A 16,528-nucleotide genomic window follows, 5' to 3' on the forward strand; every position below is an offset into this window, starting at 1 on the left:
AGGCCCCCGCTGCCCGGAGCCGATCGGCTCCGGGCAGCGGGGTGGTTACACGCCGAGTACGTGGCGTACGGCCTCGGCGGGGTCGACGCCCAGCGCGTAGGCGATGACGACGACGCACACGATGAGCGCGGTGAGGGTGCCGGTCTTGCGGGCGAAGCCCTTGATGAACTCCACGCCGGACATCTTCACCAGTTTCCAGGCGGTGGCGCGGGTGCGGGCGCCGGCCATGCGCGCCCGGCGGGCCGTGCGCTTCCACCGGCTGGCGGTGGCCGGCGCGGGCCGCAGGGCGGGGGAGGGGGCCGTCGTCGCGGGACGTACGGCCCGGTTCGCGGCCGGGTTCCGCGGCGCCGGGAAGGAGGGGGCCGCGGACTTGCGTGCGGTGTCGTCGGCGGGGGCGGGCGAGCTGGTGTTGGCGGTGGGCTGGTGGGCAGTCATGGAGGTTCTCTTTTCGAGGAGTCGGGGCCGGGCGGCCGTCAGGGCGGGTAGGGGTGCTTGTTTCGTGTTGGTGCCGGAGCGGTGGTGTCCTTCACCCCGTAGGGCCGGGACGGCCGCGCTGGACAGCGACCGTTGACGACGCGGCGAGGCCCGGGCCGTCTGGCCCGGGCCTCGCCGAGTGACCTGCTGTGGTGTTGCTCCGGTGATGCCGCCGGATGATCCGGCGCCAGGTGCTGATGGGGGAAGAACTGTTACGGCACGCTGCTCTTACACCCCTGTTATGGGGCGCTGGAGCATGCTTGTGACGCACGCGGTGCTGATGGCCGCGATGAGCGTTCCGAGGGGGCACCCGCGACGTCGATGGCCGGCATGGCGCAGACGAAGGTTCTGCTGGCGGCGACGCCGGGTACTGGTGGGCCGGCCGACCGGCGATGCCGAAGCCGATGACTTCCGCCGACGGATCTCGCGCTTCTCACGGCGAGCGCGAGGGTCAGGAGGAGCAGGCCGTGTTCATGCCGCGGCTCGCCGCTGCGCTCGGTGGCCGTTGACGTGGAGCTGGCGGGGGATCCAGATCTTGCCCTCGCGGGCGGCCTGGTAGAGAACGGACCTGAAGCGGTACCGGCGGGTGCGCACGGCGCCGGGCGTCGAATGGAGCCGTTCGGCGATCTCGCCGTCGCCGTATCCCTCGTAGGTCAGACGCACCACGGCCTGGGTCTCGGCGGGCTGCGTGTACAGCAGGTCCATGAAGTGGCCGCCGAACAGGATCTCCTCCGGCTCCCAATGGTGCGGCGTGGCGCGCAGCACCTGGAGGAACGCTTCCGGGTCCGCCAGCGCGGCCTCTTCCCGCGCGATGATCTCGCGCTGCCGGGCCCAGCGGAGGTAGACACGGCGGAAGTCCCACAGGCACCGGCCGATGAAGTAGGTCAGCAGGCAGCAGGATCCCTTCGGTCCCTTGAAGCTGGGGTTCCACCCGCCCTCGACCAGGGCCTTCTGACGGAAGCTCTTCCTCGCGTGCATAAGGACATCGACGAGGATGTCGTCCCTCTCGGCGTCGCTGCCGTGCAGGAGCTGCCGGTTCGCGCTACTCACGGTGAAGGGGATCTTGCGCTTCTCGAAGTGCTGCACCGAGAAGGTGATGAGGGCGCCGGAGCGGAGCATGCCGCGCAGGATCGGCATGCTGTCGCGCAGCAGGCGGTCCTCGAACACCTCGTACTCCGTGCCCTTGAAACCGCCCAGGGTCAGGTCCGCTACGAGAGCGGCATCCTGCTGGATCCGCAGCGGGCGCGGGTCGGTGAGCAGGCCGTCCAGAGCCTCCGCGATCATGGAATGGGTATCGGACATGAAGATCACCTCGGTGTGTGGTGTTCTCTCAATTTTGACGATGTCTTCCGCGCGACCTCAGGAGAGAACCCGACTGGTTGTACGCGCTCGGTCGCTCTTATGCAGGCCGAATCGCGAAACGTCACACCGGATCGAAAACTTTTGGGGCCGCGAGCAGATTGGGGTCCGCACCAATTGGTGCGGACCCCAATCTGGACAGCAATGTCGGCGGACGCCGGTCGGCGTACTGGACGCTCACGGGGACCCCGTATAGCTACACCTCTATAGGCCAGGCTCTAGAGGCGGGTACGATCGGGATGCGGGTGTAGACACGCCGTCTACACGCCGGAGGGCCCCTTCCCTGGGGTGCGACCCAGGTCAGAGGCCCTCCTCGCGATACAGCAGGAGCCCGGCCGCCCATCAACCGGCCGGGCTTCTTGCTGCCCGGACGTGTGCGACCCGCTCACGCTGCTCTCCGTCAGGAGAGGTGCTGCATCACGACCTTGGTGAGTTCCGCCAGCACCGGCGACCAGTCGAGCAGGAACTGCCAGAGCATCTGACGCCGTTTCCGACGCCGCTCGACAGCCTCCTCCTTCTCTGTTTCGTCGTCCGGTGAAGCGGGGGTCTCCCCAATCATCTGGTCCTCCACGATGTCCATAGGTGCCCGGCCGGTTGACCAGACCTCCACGACGAGGGACCTCTCGTCGCCTCGTCGCGAAGCGTGAGTGGACCTCTGTAGAAGACCAAGGGCAAGCATAAGGGGCGCCCCCTGACATCACGCCCCTCGCGCCTCAACAAGCGCTGTGACCAGCGACGTTGCTCGAACCAAACCTCAAATTGAGCACGCTTTACGGCCTTGGCCCCCTTCTTGGCCCGGCGAGGCCATTGAGTCTGCTGTGAGGAGGGTGGGAGTTCATGCACTGCCCCTTCTGTAGGCATCCCGACAGCCCTGTCGTCGACAGCCGTACGACGGCACTCGATCCGCAGGGGCGCGGATCCCCGCCGTCGGAGCGGGAGACCGGTCAGGCGGTCGGCCTGTCCAGCACGTCCTCGGTCGCCCACCAGCTGATGGCACTGGAGCGGAAGGGCTTCCTGCGCCGCGCCCCGTACCGACCACGTGCCTGCGAGGTGCGCGGGTGCCGTACGACGGATGACGGCACGTCGATCCGCAGGCGCCGCCAGTGCCCTGACTGCTCCCGTCGTTTCACGACCGTGGAGACGTGCTCGCTCATGGTGGTGAAGCGGTCCGGAGTCACCGAGCCCTTCAGCCGTATCAAGGTCATCAATGGCGTGCGCAAGGCATGCCAGGGGCGGCCTGTCACCGAGGACGCTCTGGCTCAGCTCGGCCAGCGGGTCGAGGAGGCGGTGCGGGCCACCGGAAGCGCCGAGTTGACCACCCATGACGTGGGGCTGGCCATACTCGGCCCGTTGCAGGAACTCGACCTCGTCGCCTATCTGCGATTCGCCTCCGTCTACCGGGCGTTCGACTCGCTCGAGGACTTCGAGGCAGCCATCGCGGACCTCAGGATGTCCCGCCCATTTCGTCGGGGACGGGAGGACCCTTTTCCGAGACTCAGGAGTTTTCATGAATACCGAGCGCTCCACGACCGCGATCGTTCTGATCGCGGCAGTACTTGCTGCGCTGATCGTCCAGACGTATCCGGCAATGGCTCCGGCCCTGACCATTGCGGTGGCCGTGGCTGGGCTCGTCATGCTGTTCCTGAAGCTGTGACCAGGTGTGCGGCAGTCCGGGCGTCAGCCGGAAGGCGCTGGTGAGGATGGCGGCAACGGTTTTACGGCCGTCGCCGTGACCCACGCGAAGCTCTCACGGTCCGGGCGACAGTGACCGAGGCCTTTCGACCGGCTTTCTGGTACACGGCGGGCCACCGTGTCGGGGTGCTTCCAACTCAGTGGCGGCCAGGCGTCCCTGTGTCGTCGACCTTCGTACGACGGTGGCGGCAGGTCTGTCCTCCGCGCCGCAAAAGCCCTATGGGAGCGTTGTGACGTTGTCATGACCAACTGGCGCGACCGCTCGGTCAATTTCCAGCAGCGTGGCGTCGAGTTCCCCGACTTCTTGTCGGTGAAGGCAGTCAACATCGTCACCAGCAACTACTTCCGCGGCGCCGGCGGCACCCCTCAGCGGTTCTACGTCGCCCCCCGCAGCGCAAAGCAGGATTCCGCCTTCATCCTGGGCGTCGACGACTCCATGGAGTCGATCCTCGACCGGCGGCCGGCACCACACGGTGCCCGGTCAAGATGGTCGTCCTCGACGTTAACCACCCGGACATCGAGGACTGCAAGGAGGAGATCATGCGTGTCCTGCACTGATGCGCGCTCCCCACGAACCTAGGCGGCGCCGACATCACGTCATCCAGCACCAGAACGAGCTCATGGTCGGCGAGCTGGAGATGGACAACGGTAGGTAGTTGCCTTCGAAAGGTTGCGCCAAACACGCGTTCGAGTGAAAAGCGTGGATAGCCTGACTTGATCATGAGTCGTGTTGTGCAGCCAACATGCCGCCCGGCGGGCAAAAGGGCTCATTGTTGTACTCTTCGCCATCGAGACGGATGACCTTGTGAGGTGTGGCCTCAGTCTGCCATCCGGCGCCCTGTGGACCGGAATTGCCCCAGCTCCGCGAGTGCCCCACTTCTCCTGTCTGCGGCGCCCACGGGATCCCGTGGGCGGCACAGTGAAAGGGGTGCATGTGCGGGTGTCTTTCGGGTTCCGTTGCAACGGCAGGGCCGAGAGTGATGAAGTCTCCAGGCGCGACACGCGATACAGCCTGGATGTATGGGCCAGGCCCCCATATGTAGTGGTTGGATCGCACCAGCGGCCCAGAAGTTGTGGTCCCCGGCGTCTTCGGATGCTCAGGGGACGCCTATGCTTGGGGCTGCTTCTCCCGGAAGCCTCACCGAGACGTTTGCCTCGGCATGAGGCGGACTCCTGAGCCCTGCTCAGGAACCCTACAAGGGGCTGAAGGGAGTGATGCGAATGGCCACGGAGTCAGATCCGGTTGGTCGCTGTGCTCGGTGCGAGAGCCGCCGTACGAAGCGGCAGGCTCTGGTTGACTGGGCGCCGGTGATCGGCAAGGTCATTTGGGAAGTGCTGCAGTTCTGGCTCTGACCAGAAGAAGGGTACGGCCGTTGGTGGGCACTCACGCAGAGAGCCCGACCGCCTCTTACACGGCCGGGCTCGCGACTGCGGCACCCTTGAGGGGTCTGGCGGCTGGGTGCAACCAGCGTCAGGCCCCTTGAGGCTTGCTAGATCTTGACCGTCCTCAGCGAGTCCTGGTCAGTCCCCGGCAGTCCCGAGGTGTCCCCTGCATCGTATGACATCGCTCGAGGGCTGCAAGGTATCGGGCGGCGCGCAGCCTGTCGGGCGAGCCCTCAGCTATCTGCCTCTACGCGCCAACCGGTCCGCGGAGAACCAGGGCATCGCTGTCGGCCCCGGGCGTGGCTCCGCGGCCGGCTCGATCGTCGCCTACCCCGATGGGCATCACCGACCTCGACCCGATCCCGCACGGCCTGCTCTTCGAGCGGTTCCTCAACCCCGAGCGCGTCTCCACGCCCGATGTCGACATCGACTTCGACGAGTGCAGGCGCGTCGAGGTGATCCGGTACGTGACCGAGAAGTACGGCCCCGACAAGGTCACCATGATCGGCACCTACCGCAAGATTTCCGATTTCTGGTGGCCGTGTTCGTGGAGGAGGGCCTGGGCGAGGCGGATGCGCTGGACTTCGCCGGTGCCGGCGGGGGCGTAGGTGGTCTGCATGTCGCGCCAGACCCGCTCTACCTGAAGGGTGTTGGGTTCGCGGGGCGGGTTGGTGGGGTGTGCGGGGGGTGTGGCCTGGGGTTGTGGGGTTCGCTCGGTCGGTTGGTTTGGGGTGGGTGTGGTCGGGATTCGTGAGGGGTGGCAGGTATCCAGGGGGAGGGGACAGCGGGTGGGAGGGGTTGGGAGTGTGGTGGTGAGGCTGGTGCGGTCGGTGTCCGATGACGGTGACGGCGGTGCGGGGGCGGGTGCTGGCGGGGTGGGGGAGGAGGGGTAGCGCGCCGCGGCCGCCGGCCTCCGCGCTGCTCGGCTACCGCCTGGCTGAGGAAAGCACTTGGCCTCCCGCCCACGTACCTCCGGCGTAGCCTGCTCGGGAGCACGGACCGTGACGATGCGCCTGGTTCGGCTCCGCTGGGCTCAAGGAGACAGCTCGTCTGCGGGATCGGTGTCAGCGGTCCCTGCGAGCATACGGATCATGAAACGATCCGACGATCTCTTGGCAGGGCTGGACGACATCGACTGGGCAGCCCTGGGGCACGCCTACGGCAGCGCCGAGGACGTGCCCGGCCAGCTCCGGACGGTGTGCGGGCCGGACCAGGAGGCCCGGGAGAACGCCTTCCGCAGCCTGTTCAGCAACATCTTCCACCAGGGCACCCGGTACTCGGCCTCTCCGTACGCCGTGCCGTTCCTCGCCCGAATCGCTGTCGCAGGCCCGGCCGGCGCCCGGGCCGACGCGCTGCTGCTGCTGACCCGTCTGGCTATTGATTGGCACGACGAGTACAACCTCCCGCTCGGCATCGACACCGCCGCGTGGCGCGCCGCAGCCATCAGCCCCGAAGAAAATCTGCGCTGGTACGACGAGCAGATCGCCGCCGAGACCGACGAGGAGCGGCTGAAGAACTTGCGCGAGGGACGGGCGTACTGTGCCGCCGGGCACCCCGTCGATGCCCGCGAGGGCGCACTGCGCTCCTACGACGCGGTCCGCGCCCAGCTTCCCGTCCTGCTCGAACTGCTCGGCGACCGGGACCCGGAGATCCGCACCAAGACCGCGTACCTCCTCGGCTGGTTCCCCGAGGAGGCCGACGCCACCCTGCTCCCGTTGCTGGCCTGCCTCGACGGCGAGCGGGACCCAGTCTGCGTCGCCACGGTCCTCGTCGCGGTCGGGCTGCTCGCCGACCACGACCCCGACGGCCGGGTCCGGCACCACCTCGACCACGAGCACCCCTTGCCCCGCTGGGCCGCCGCCACCGCCCTGACCCGCTTGCTGGTCGCGCACCCGGCTGCCGCGCCCGGCCTGCCGCCGGCGGAGCGCATCGCCGCCGAGCTGGCGGCCTTCGGCGCCGGGCCGGCCCCCGAGTCCGCCACCGCCCACCATGCTGGCGACCTGCACAGCTACACCGTCCGAAGCCTGCTGCACCTGATGGGCGCCACCGAGGACCCGGACGGGCTTCTCCTGGAAATCGTCCGCACCCTGCCCCACCTCGAGAAGACCGGAGTCGTGCCCCGCCCGCTGGCAGTCCGCGCCGAGAACCTGCTGCAAGCCCTGTTCGAACCCACGGACACCACAACGGTGTTCACCGAGCTCTCCCCAGGACGCCAGAAGCTGCTGAAGGTCCTGGCCCAGCTGCTGACCGCCGAGGACTTCCAACCCGCGCCGTTCGGCTCAGACCTCCACGAGCAGTTCACCCAGTACGGCCTCCCCGGCACCCGCCCCGCCCTCCGCGCCTACGTCGGCCTGTCCACCGAAGGCGAGGACCCCAGCGCTCCCCTACCCGACCCCTGGGAACCATTCCGCAACCACTGATCCCATCGCGGCTGCCGCCGTGGCCGTACTTGTGGGTCTTGCGCTGGCATGCGGCGCAGGGGCCGACCTGGCTGCCCAGGCAGACGAATGCGGACGGGTCAGGGTCTGCGATGGGGGAGGGGGCTGGGGAGTGCTCATGGCGCTGGTGTCCTAGCGGCAGGGGACGGTGTGGGAGGGCCGGGGTGGTGCCGCGGGGTAAGTCGGGGATGTCGAGTTGGGTGTCGGGGCGGCAGTGGGTGCAGGACCGCATGCCATCGGCGAGGAGACGGCGTGCTTCGTCACGGTCGACGGGACGGCGCCGCTTGCCTGCCATATGACAGTCACCGGCGTGGACCTGGATCGGCGGGCGGCCGGCGCCGATGCCCAGCTCGACTGTCCAGTCCGGCGGCTCGGGGCGGCGGCGCCGACCCTGCTCGGTTTCTGCCTGCCGCTGCTGCACGGCGGCGATCTTCGCATCGATGCGGGGCAGCCACAGGGTGTGCCGCACCCGCATTCTGTGGAATCAGCTTTGTCAAGCGTCCTCGGCAGCGACAGAGCACCCACGGTTCGGCGCAGTCGCTCCGTGGCCGCTACTCGGGACGCCACCAGCCCTGTCCGACATGCCAGTCCCTGACCCAGTCATGAAAGCCGCCCCTGAGTTGCACGGACGGGGAATCGGCATAAGGAGCTGCGCATCCGTCACGGAGCCACCAGACCTGGCCACGCTGCGGACCACTCACTACCAGCGTCCAGTACTCACCGGGCTGGTCGCTGCCCAGCAGCACCGAGCCGCACTGGTAGATCTGATGCAACGCGTCGGAGTGCAATGCGTGGTCGTAGTAGTCGTACTCCCACTGCCATTCTTCGTGGAGCGGGAAGGGCTGGGCGAGCCCGCGCACGGCGGTGCCATCGAACGGCTCAGGACTCATCCAGCAGTCCGCTTCCCACCCGGCCCAGCTGGCCGGCTTCTCTCCCAGAGGCAACAGACCGCCTTCGTTAGGGGGTCCCTCGTCGGTCCCGTTCGCGATCTCGGCCACGAAAGTGCGATATGGCTCAGGCAACACCACACCCTGACGGTCCTCCCAGGAGCGGAGCGCCTTCCAGCCAAGAGGGCGACGGCGGATTTGTGCGGGAAAGGCGTCGTGCAGGAGAGCTAGCGCATCCGAGATCGCGTCTTCCATGTCCTACAGGTATCACCCGCCACCGACACCCTGACCGCGGCAAGCAGGGGACAGCAGTTCCGACGTCAAGCTCAGGCTTGCGGCGTGTCCCCCCTGCCGGACTTCGATGATCAGCAGGAGCTGACGTGGAGTCGCACCGGACGGGTTGGGGATGTCCGCCAGACGCTCCAACAACTGGTCCAGCGCGGCCTGGCCGTCGTCGACCGCCGCCTGTTCTTCGTCCGTCAGAGGGATCGTGGCGAGCATGCGTTGGAGGTTGTCCTTCGCCTCGAGGAGCTGGCCCTTGCTGGAGTCCTTGGGCGTATAGAAATCGCAGCGTGCACAGGCCATGCGGTGCGGACACTGCTCAAAGAACGAGTAGGTGCAGAAACCGTGCCCCAGGTCGTAGTGCTGCCAGGGCTCGCCGGCCGCTGCAGCACCCGATTCGACTGCCTCTCGATCGACGAGGACCTCGATGGTGCGCACGTTGCGAGCGAAGCGCTACATGATCACCCAGGCAGATTCCACGTGACTTTTAACGTGTGCAGGCGCTCCAGATCGGGCGGCAGGTCATCGAACACCTTTCCGATTCTATGCTCAAGATCGTGCCCGCGCTGTCGTGTGTTCGATTTTCTGTTCGATAACGTGAGGGGTGGGAGGTGACCGTTGTGACGACACAGAGGTCAGTAGATCAGAGCACGGTGATGCATGTCCGCTGCCCCGACCGGCTGCCGGAGGACACCTACCGGCAGGTCCTGGAGGAGATGGCGGAACTGTCCCCGATCGTGCAGGCCCTGCCGCCGACCGCGGCCCTGATGGAACTCAGAGGCGCCCTGCGCTACCACGGTACGGACGCCCGCCGGCTGGGGGAGGTGCTGCGGGTGCGCACCAGCCCGGAGTGGGGGTCTGGTCCTCGTAGTCGTGCCCGATCGGGGTGGCGCGCAGCACCTCGCTGGCATCTTCCTCGTAGGGGCAGCTCCCGTCAGGACTTCACCACGAGGCACCGCTCCTCCTGCCTCTCCCGGAGGACTCGTGCGAAACGGGGCTGGCCTTCAAGCCGCGGGTCGACCGCTACGGCATGGTCGCCGCGCCCGCGGGGATGGTCCCGACGCCCCCCGCAGCCGCCGGGCTAGTGCTCATTTGTCACAGTGCTCGGCGGGCTCCTGACGAGCAGGCACATCATCACCGAGGTCCCGGCCGTCCACCCTTTCGTTCTCCGCTGCACGGAGCCCGGTCGGGTCGCGCAACCACTGCCGCCCGTCGCTGTCGATGAACTGGATCGCCCGGAGCGGGGCCCCGCCCTGCTCGATTCCGAAACTGCTCAGAAGGTATTCGTCGACGGCGCGGTGATCGAAGATCATTCGGGTGCAGGGCGGGACGGTCGAGAAGGCCATGAAGACATCCTCGTGCTTGGCCGGGTCGATGCTCGCGTCCGGTGCGTACCACCACAGCTCGACGTTGGTCACCGGGTCCAGCGAGCGGTTCACGAGAATGATCGTCTCGGAGAGCTCGCCGGCCGGCTCGGTCCAGTAGCCGACCCGTCCGGCCTGCTGCCGCTCGTCCTGGTCCAACTGTCTGCGCGTCGCGTCCACGCTCGACGACGCCACCGTGGCGCTGAAGAACAGGCCGATCGCGGCCGCGAGGGCCGACAAGGCGGTTGCCCAGGGCACGAGGACCTCGCCGAGGCCACGTGCCCTTCGTGCCGCCCCCGGCGATGCGCTGGTCGGCGGACGGCTCCGGCGTGCGTACAGCCGACGGGTTCTGACGGTAGGGGAGGTTGGTCGATGCGCCACACAATCACCTTCGGCCAAAGGATGCAGCCCGGCCACCGGATGTCGTCCACCCAGCAGAGCTGGGCACGCCGCGATGAGGCCCCTAGCGGAGAGGATTCCGCTGCTAAGAAGTCATCTCATTTGGAGTGTTCGGTAGGCTTCCGGTGTGGGGATCGTTGAGCGGCTGGTGCCGTATGAGTTGTGGGAGTTGTTCCAGCGGGTGGTACCGGAGGCGCCGAGTCGACCTCAGGGAGGCGGCCGGCGTCGGCACGGGGATCGGGAGGTGCTGGCCGCGATCGTGTTCGTGGCCACGTCGGGCTGCACGTGGCAGCAGCTGCCCTCCGTCTCGTTCGGACCTTCGGGAGCGACAGCCCACCGGCGTTTCGCCGAGTGGTCCAAGGCCCGGGTGTGGGCGAAGCTCCATCGCCTGGTCCTGGACGAACTCGGTTCCCGCGGGGAGCTGGACTGGTCCCGCTGTGTGATCGACTCGGTGAACATGCGGGCCCTGAAAAAGGGGATCTGACAGGTCCGAATCCGGTAGATCGCGGCAAGTACGGGTCGAAGATCCACTTGATCACGGAACGGACCGGGCTGCCCCTCTCGGTCGGCATCTCAGGTGCGAACATGCACGACAGTCAGGGCCTGGAGCCGTTCGTGCGGGGTATCCCGCCGATCCGTTCGCGACGCGGTCCGCGCCGCCGCAGGCCCGGCAAGCTGCACGGTGACAAGGGCTACGACTACCGCCACCTGCGGCAATGGCTCCGCAGCCGGGGCATCACCCATCGCCTGGCCCGGCGCGGCATCGAGTCCTCCACCCACCTGGGCCGCCACCGCTGGGTCGTAGAACGGTCCGTCGCCTGGCTCGCTGGCTGCCGCCGACTCCACCGCCGCTACGAACGCAAAGCCGAACACTTCCTCGCCTTCGCCGCCATCGCCTGCACCCTCATCTGCTACCGCCGACTCACCAAATGAGATGACTTCTTAGACCTCTTACGAGGTCAGCGGCCGGCGCTTCAGTGCTCGAAGACCGCCGTCGCCACCGGCACTGACAGCAGCAGGCTGAGTCCGACCAGGGGGAGGCGGTCCAGCCACAGGATGGCGGCGAATTCGCGCAGTGTCGCGGCCAGCCAGTAGGCGGGGGAGGTCGGCGCGCCCACGACGTGCACCGGCGCGCCGACGCGGCGGGCCAGCAGGGTCGTGCGATAGACGTGGAAGCCGCTGGTGACCACCGTGGCACGGTGGCCGGGAGTGGTGCCGTCCACGAGGGCCACGCTGAAGCGGAGGTTCTGCCCGGTGTTTACGGAGCGGTCTTCCCGCACGATCCGGTCGGCGGGCACTCCGCGTCCGCGCAGATAGTCGGCCATCGCCTCCGCCTCGGAGCGGACCTCGTCGTCGCCCTGGCCGCCCGAGACGACGAACACCACACGAGGCGTGTCCGGTGCACGGGCGGCGTCGAGCGCGAGGGCGTGCTCCAGCCTGCGGGTCAGCAGCGGGCCGGGCCGGTCGCCGTTGAGCCCGGCTCCCAGGACGACGACATGGGTGGTTTCCGGCAGGGGGGTGCTGCGGCCCCGGACGAATACGTAACCGGCGAATACCAGGAAGAGCAGAGTGAGGTATCCCGCGGCCGCGTTCACCGCGACCACCAGGGCACCGAACGCCTCGCCGCCGACCTCGTGGAAGACCGCGTCGAGGCCGAGCACCGCCAGCACCGCGCAGCCAGCGGCCCCGGTCGCCAGCAGGGCTGCCTGCGGTCCGTAGCGCCGGACCAGAAGGACGCCGTCGGCCAGCAGCAGCAGGCCCACCGCGAGCGCCAGGAGCAGGGCGGCGACCGCGAGGACGGTGGCGATGGTCGGGTGGGCTGCCGCTCTGCGACCAGACACGCCTAGTCCGGCAGAGGTCACCGCGAGGCAGAACAGGACAGCGGTGGAGAACCGGTGCGGCGCCAGCAGGGCGTTGACGACGCCACCCGCAGCGAACACGACCGCAGCGAGGTATTCCGGGTACTCCGGCATGTTCCGCACCGCTCCGCTCTCCCGCCCGCCGGGCCGCTTCCCGTACCCGCCCGCCGCCCGCAGGTTCCCGGACCCGGTACGGACAGCTGCCGGCCATCCTCCCAGACCTGCTGTGATGCGCCGAACGCGGGCGGGCGGCGGTGCGTTCGGCGGGACCGGCATGTCGACTTCGCCGAGCCGCGCGAACTGCAGCGCCGGGCAGCATGCAGCACACATGCTTCCTGCGCCCACGTGGATCTCGGTATGACGCTGTTTGGAGGGGTTCATGGCCACTGTGATCGGTTCAACCAGTGGGCTTTATAGGTGTGTTGGAAGGAAGTCAACGTGATTCTGCTGTTGACCTGCATGTTCGACCGACACATGATCTTCACAGCTTGTTGTAAGGAACATTTAAAGGGGTGGGTGGGGCGTGTTTACGCAAAGACGGCGGCGCGGTTGGCACCAAGCGGTGCGCGGCCGCGCGATAGCCGTCGCGCTTTTAACAGGCGTGGCAACAGTGGCTGGGGCGGGGACGACACCAGCATTTGCCGATGCCGGGGCTGTCTCCGTGGCATCCGACAGAACTGCGGAGTCGCAAGCAAGTGCACTCGCGGCGAAGACCGGTGAGCGGGTGGCCGTAGATGCCGCGACCACTGACTCGTCACAGGTCTTCGCCAACCCGGACGGTACGTTCACCCAGGAGAGCAACGCGGCTCCGGTCCGGGCCCAAAAGGCCGACGGCACCTGGGCGCCCATCGACACCACGCTCGTGCGCAAGACCGACGGTTCGGTGCGGGCAAAGAACACGACGGCCGGCCTCACCTTCTCGGGCGCCGGCAGCGGGGCCGCACTCGTCACGCTGGAGGACAAGGGGCACGAGCTGAAGCTCGGCTGGCCCACGGCGCTTCCCGAGCCCTCGCTCGACGGCGCCACCGCCACCTACGCCGGAGTACTTCCCGACGTGGACCTGCAACTGACCGCGTTGAGCTCCGGCTACACCTCGCTGCTCGTGGTCAAGACCGCGGAGGCGGCGAAGAACCCGGCGCTCACCACGATCCGGATGGCCGTCTCCGGCACCGGTCTGGACATCGCCCCGAACGCCGACGGCGGCTTCGTCGCGCGCGACGGCAACGGCTCCCCGGTCTTCGAGAGCCCGGCAGGACGGATGTGGGACTCGGCCGGTGACAACACCCCGGCCTCCACCGCTACCGCCGGCGTCACGACACAACTCGCCCGCACCGCCCCGGCGGAGGCCGACGGCGAACCGCAGGCGGCGGAGACGGTCCCCCTCCCCGCCGCCGGAGGCGAGCCAGCCCCTTCAGAAGCTCCCGGAAGCGGTGACGCGGCGGCCGAGCTTCCTCTCAAGGTGACTGGCACCGCCTTGGAGATCACGCCCGATCCGGCACTGCTCCACGGCGACGACACCGTCTTCCCGCTCTACATCGACCCGCCCACCAAGGGCATCGCGCTGGGCGACTGGACGGCCCTGGCCTCCAACGGCACCAAGTACTGGGAATTCGACGGCGACAAGGGCGTGGGGCACTGCTCCAACTACGCCGGCTACCTCTGCGCCAGCACCCCCTACACCCAGCGCATGTACTTCGAGTACCCGCTCTCGTCGATCCACGGAAAGAAGGTCCTGGACGCGACGATGGAGGTGTACCAGCTCTGGACGTTCACCTGCGATCCGCACTGGTACGACCTGAGCCGCGTGGACAAGGGCATCTCCTCCTCCACCACCTGGTCGACCAGGCCCGCCGGGGTGGACCTGATGGGCGACAAGAACGTGGCCTACGGGCGGGGCACCTTGTGCAGCCCGTCGCAGCCGGCGAACTGGGTGCGCTTCAGTGACAACGTTTCCGGCGGCGAGACCAACGAGAACCTGACAACGACACTCGCGTCCTACGCCGCGAACAAGCAGGCGGAGATCACCTTCTCGCTGACCGCGCACGACGAGTCCGACGCGGCCGCCTGGGCGCGGTTCCGCAACGACGCCAAGCTGTCGGTCACCTACGTCTCCTACCCGTCCGCACCGACCGACGCGAAGGTCCAGGACGGCACCAGCGGCAAGGCGTGCGGGACGTCCGCCGTGCCGCAGGTCACCGGGGACACCACGCCGAAGGTGTACGGCACGGTGCAGTCGGCGGACGGATCGCAGGCACAGCTGCGTGCGGCGTTCGAGGTCTGGAAGGCGGACGGCACCAGCCGTGTCTGGGCAGCGAACTCTCCCCCCAGCGCCTGGGTGGCGGACAACGCGGTACGCGATGCCACGGCTCCCGCACTGGCCCCGCAGACGGACTACCGGCTGCGGGTCATGACACAGGCCTACTACATGACCGACCGGGGCGTCACCGGTGTCCTGCCCTCGCCCTGGTCATCCTGGTGCTACTTCCGCATCGACACCGATTCCCCGCCGCCTCCGGTGGTGTCCAGCTCCGACGGCCGCTACCAGGCCGACATGAACCAGGCTGCCGATGGTGTGGGCGTGACGGGCGAGTTCCTCTTCACACCCGCCGACACCAACCCCACCACCGCCGGCATCCAGTCCGACGTAGTCAGCTACAAATGGCGCCTGAACAGCGGTGCCGTGTCCGCCCCGATCACCGTGGCCAAGGGTACGGCCGGCAAAGCGAACATCACCCCCAACCAGGTCGGTGAGAACACCATCCAGGTCTGGGGCTACGACGCCGCCGGCCACAGCTCCCTCACCGGCTACTACAGCTTCCTCGTCAACCCTGGAGCGAAGCCCTCAGGCGTCTGGCACTTCGACGGCAACGGCAACGACTCCACGACAACCACCGCGCCCCACGCACTGTCCACCGGGACAGGGGCTTCGTACAACGGGCCCGGACGCGGAGGAGTGGCTTCCCTGAAGCTGGACGGCACCGCGGGCTACGCCCAGTCGACCGGGCCGGTGCTGGACACGACCAAGTCGTTCAGCCTGTCCGCCTGGGTCCGGCTCTCGGACGTCTCCCGCAGCCAGACCATCGTCTCCCAGCAGGCCACCACACTGTCGGGATTCGCGCTGCACTACTCGGCCACCAGCAAGCGGTTCGTCTTCTCCCGCTACAACAGTGACATTGCTGCGCCGACCGCCAGTCGCTCCAGCTCCCTCACCGCCCCGGTGGCGGGGGTGTGGACCCACCTGACCGGTGTTTACGACGCCGTGGGCCAGACCGTGCAGCTGTATGTGAACAGCCGCCCCCAGGGGGCGCCCATAGCCTTCACCACGCCGTGGGCGGCCATTGGCCCCCTTCAGATCGGCAGATTCCACAACAGCACCGGCTACGTCGAGTACGTCAACGGACTTATCGACGAGGTGCACGTCTGGTCCCGCGTGCTCGCCGACGCCGAAGTCGTCCAGGACGCCCGCTTCGAAGACGAGGACCTCAGCGAAGGCACCGCCGGAGATCCGGTTCCGGTGCTCGTCGCCAAGTGGGATGCCACCGACACAGCGTCCGCGACCGGCACCACGATCGCGGACAACACCAGCGGCTACGCCCGTCCTCTGGTCCTCAACGGGGCGACGCTGGCGCAGATCACCACCGGCGCAGATCCCGACACCGGCGAGACCGGCACGACCAGGCAGACGATGCAGCTCAACGGCTCCATCGCCTACGCCTCGGCGACCGGCCCGATCGTGGACGACACCGGCTCGTTCACGGCGACCGCCTGGGTGACGCTGGACCCCGCCAAGTTCACCGACACCACCAAGTCGTACGCCGTGCAGGTGTTCGGTCAATCAGGGGCGACCCAGTCGTCCTGGGGCGTCTGGTACGAGCAGCCGACAGGCAGCAGTCAGGGGCGGTGGACCTTCGGCCGCCCCGACACGGACGGCACCGGTGCGGCGTGGACGAAGAGCGAGTCCGACGCCGTCAGCGCTGCTGCACTCAACGGCGAGCCCGTCATGCTGACGGTCGTGTATGACGCGCAGGCGCTGGTCGACACCGCTACCGGTCCGAGGCTCGGTTCGCTCATCCTCTATGTCGACAGCGCACGCGTTGGCAGCGAGGACGATGTGTCCTTCCCGGCTCCGTGGCAGGGGATCGGGGCGTTCGAAGTGGGCCGCGCGAAGATCGACGGCGCTGCCGCCCGGTACATGCCCGGAACGGTCGACAGCGTCCGCGTCTGGTCCGGCGCTACGCCCACCCATGTGATCGCCGACCGCTGGAACACAGAGCAGTAGACAGCCGCCGTGTGGGCCGGGCGGGACCTCCGCCCCGCCCCCACCGCCCCCCGTTTGGGGTTAAGAAAAACGCAACCGGCCCCGCCCCCGACCCACCGGGGGGGGACGGGTC

The 16,528-nt window shown here is 68.1% G+C and carries 11 protein-coding genes and 4 pseudogenes; 7 read left to right on the forward strand and 8 right to left on the reverse strand.

Annotated elements, in window-relative coordinates; genetic code table 11:
- Window positions 1-45 precede the first annotated feature (45 nt).
- The 3 genes from ACFWBD_RS33735 to ACFWBD_RS33745 form a co-directional block, all read right to left on the reverse strand.
- A complete protein-coding gene (locus tag ACFWBD_RS33735; RefSeq protein WP_385675348.1) occupies window positions 46-435 on the reverse strand; it encodes a hypothetical protein in 390 nt (129 codons plus the stop codon).
- Between the two features lie 510 nt (window positions 436-945).
- A complete protein-coding gene (locus ACFWBD_RS33740) occupies window positions 946-1,776 on the reverse strand; it encodes an RNA polymerase sigma factor (RefSeq protein ID WP_385675351.1) in 831 nt (276 codons plus the stop codon).
- 457 nt (window positions 1,777-2,233) lie between these two features.
- Window positions 2,234-2,392, reverse strand: coding sequence for a hypothetical protein (locus ACFWBD_RS33745; RefSeq protein ID WP_359771476.1), 159 nt, complete (start codon window positions 2,390-2,392; stop codon window positions 2,234-2,236).
- 278 nt (window positions 2,393-2,670) lie between these two features.
- On the opposite strand from ACFWBD_RS33745, the pseudogene ACFWBD_RS33750 reads away from it, so the two are divergent.
- The 5 genes and pseudogenes from ACFWBD_RS33750 to ACFWBD_RS33770 all read left to right on the forward strand — a co-directional run.
- Window positions 2,671-2,817 (forward strand): annotated as a pseudogene (locus ACFWBD_RS33750) (hypothetical protein); the annotation flags it as partial.
- Window positions 2,818-2,847: 30 nt separating this feature from the next.
- Window positions 2,848-3,531, forward strand: a complete 684-nt coding sequence (locus ACFWBD_RS33755) for an ATP cone domain-containing protein (RefSeq protein WP_385675428.1) — start codon at window positions 2,848-2,850, stop codon at window positions 3,529-3,531.
- 214 nt (window positions 3,532-3,745) lie between these two features.
- Window positions 3,746-4,080: pseudogene (locus ACFWBD_RS33760) on the forward strand (hypothetical protein); the annotation flags it as partial.
- A gap of 1,093 nt (window positions 4,081-5,173) precedes the next feature.
- Window positions 5,174-5,432, forward strand: a pseudogene (locus tag ACFWBD_RS33765) (hypothetical protein); the annotation flags it as partial.
- 567 nt (window positions 5,433-5,999) lie between these two features.
- On the forward strand, window positions 6,000-7,328 hold the full coding sequence (locus tag ACFWBD_RS33770) for a HEAT repeat domain-containing protein (protein ID WP_385675354.1): 1,329 nt from the start codon (window positions 6,000-6,002) through the stop codon (window positions 7,326-7,328).
- Window positions 7,329-7,548: 220 nt separating this feature from the next.
- Here ACFWBD_RS33770 and ACFWBD_RS33775 read toward each other — a convergent pair.
- From ACFWBD_RS33775 to ACFWBD_RS33790, 4 genes and pseudogenes are all read right to left on the reverse strand, one after another.
- A pseudogene (locus ACFWBD_RS33775) lies at window positions 7,549-7,821 on the reverse strand (DUF6233 domain-containing protein); the annotation flags it as partial.
- A 76-nt stretch (window positions 7,822-7,897) separates the two neighbouring features.
- Window positions 7,898-8,488: an SMI1/KNR4 family protein gene (locus tag ACFWBD_RS33780; RefSeq protein WP_384125654.1), complete on the reverse strand. Its 591-nt coding sequence runs from the start codon at window positions 8,486-8,488 to the stop codon at window positions 7,898-7,900.
- Window positions 8,489-8,500: 12 nt separating this feature from the next.
- Entirely contained in the window at window positions 8,501-8,953 is a 453-nt protein-coding gene (locus tag ACFWBD_RS33785) for a hypothetical protein (RefSeq protein WP_385675357.1), read from the reverse strand.
- A gap of 650 nt (window positions 8,954-9,603) precedes the next feature.
- Entirely contained in the window at window positions 9,604-10,119 is a 516-nt protein-coding gene (locus ACFWBD_RS33790) for a hypothetical protein (RefSeq protein ID WP_385675360.1), read from the reverse strand.
- 292 nt (window positions 10,120-10,411) lie between these two features.
- On the opposite strand from ACFWBD_RS33790, the gene ACFWBD_RS33795 reads away from it, so the two are divergent.
- A protein-coding gene (locus ACFWBD_RS33795; RefSeq protein ID WP_385675431.1) for an IS5 family transposase occupies window positions 10,412-11,211 on the forward strand; the annotation gives its coding sequence in 2 pieces (ribosomal slippage) (window positions 10,412-10,747 and window positions 10,750-11,211; 798 coding nt in all).
- Window positions 11,212-11,252: 41 nt separating this feature from the next.
- Here ACFWBD_RS33795 and ACFWBD_RS33800 read toward each other — a convergent pair.
- Complete coding sequence (locus ACFWBD_RS33800) at window positions 11,253-12,251, reverse strand: YdcF family protein (protein ID WP_385675363.1); 999 nt, start codon at window positions 12,249-12,251, stop codon at window positions 11,253-11,255.
- Between the two features lie 610 nt (window positions 12,252-12,861).
- Between ACFWBD_RS33800 and ACFWBD_RS33805 the strand changes: the two genes are divergently transcribed.
- Window positions 12,862-16,416, forward strand: a complete 3,555-nt coding sequence (locus tag ACFWBD_RS33805; protein WP_385675367.1) for a LamG domain-containing protein — start codon at window positions 12,862-12,864, stop codon at window positions 16,414-16,416.
- Window positions 16,417-16,528 lie beyond the last annotated feature (112 nt).

The sequence above is a fragment of the Streptomyces sp. NPDC060002 genome (assembly GCF_042737245.1).
Classification (GTDB): Bacteria; Actinomycetota; Actinomycetes; order Streptomycetales; family Streptomycetaceae; genus Streptomyces.

Bases quoted from the DNA above. Each gene is read 5' to 3' on its own strand.
- ACFWBD_RS33735 (WP_385675348.1), bottom strand. From the start codon at position 435: ATGACTGCCCACCAGCCCACCGCCAACACCAGCTCGCCCGCCCCCGCC.
- ACFWBD_RS33740 (WP_385675351.1), bottom strand. From the start codon at position 1,776: ATGTCCGATACCCATTCCATGATCGCGGAGGCTCTGGACGGCCTGCTC.
- ACFWBD_RS33780 (WP_384125654.1), bottom strand. From the start codon at position 8,488: ATGGAAGACGCGATCTCGGATGCGCTAGCTCTCCTGCACGACGCCTTT.
- ACFWBD_RS33770 (WP_385675354.1), top strand. From the start codon at position 6,000: ATGAAACGATCCGACGATCTCTTGGCAGGGCTGGACGACATCGACTGG.
- ACFWBD_RS33745 (WP_359771476.1), bottom strand. From the start codon at position 2,392: ATGATTGGGGAGACCCCCGCTTCACCGGACGACGAAACAGAGAAGGAG.
- ACFWBD_RS33800 (WP_385675363.1), bottom strand. From the start codon at position 12,251: ATGCCGGAGTACCCGGAATACCTCGCTGCGGTCGTGTTCGCTGCGGGT.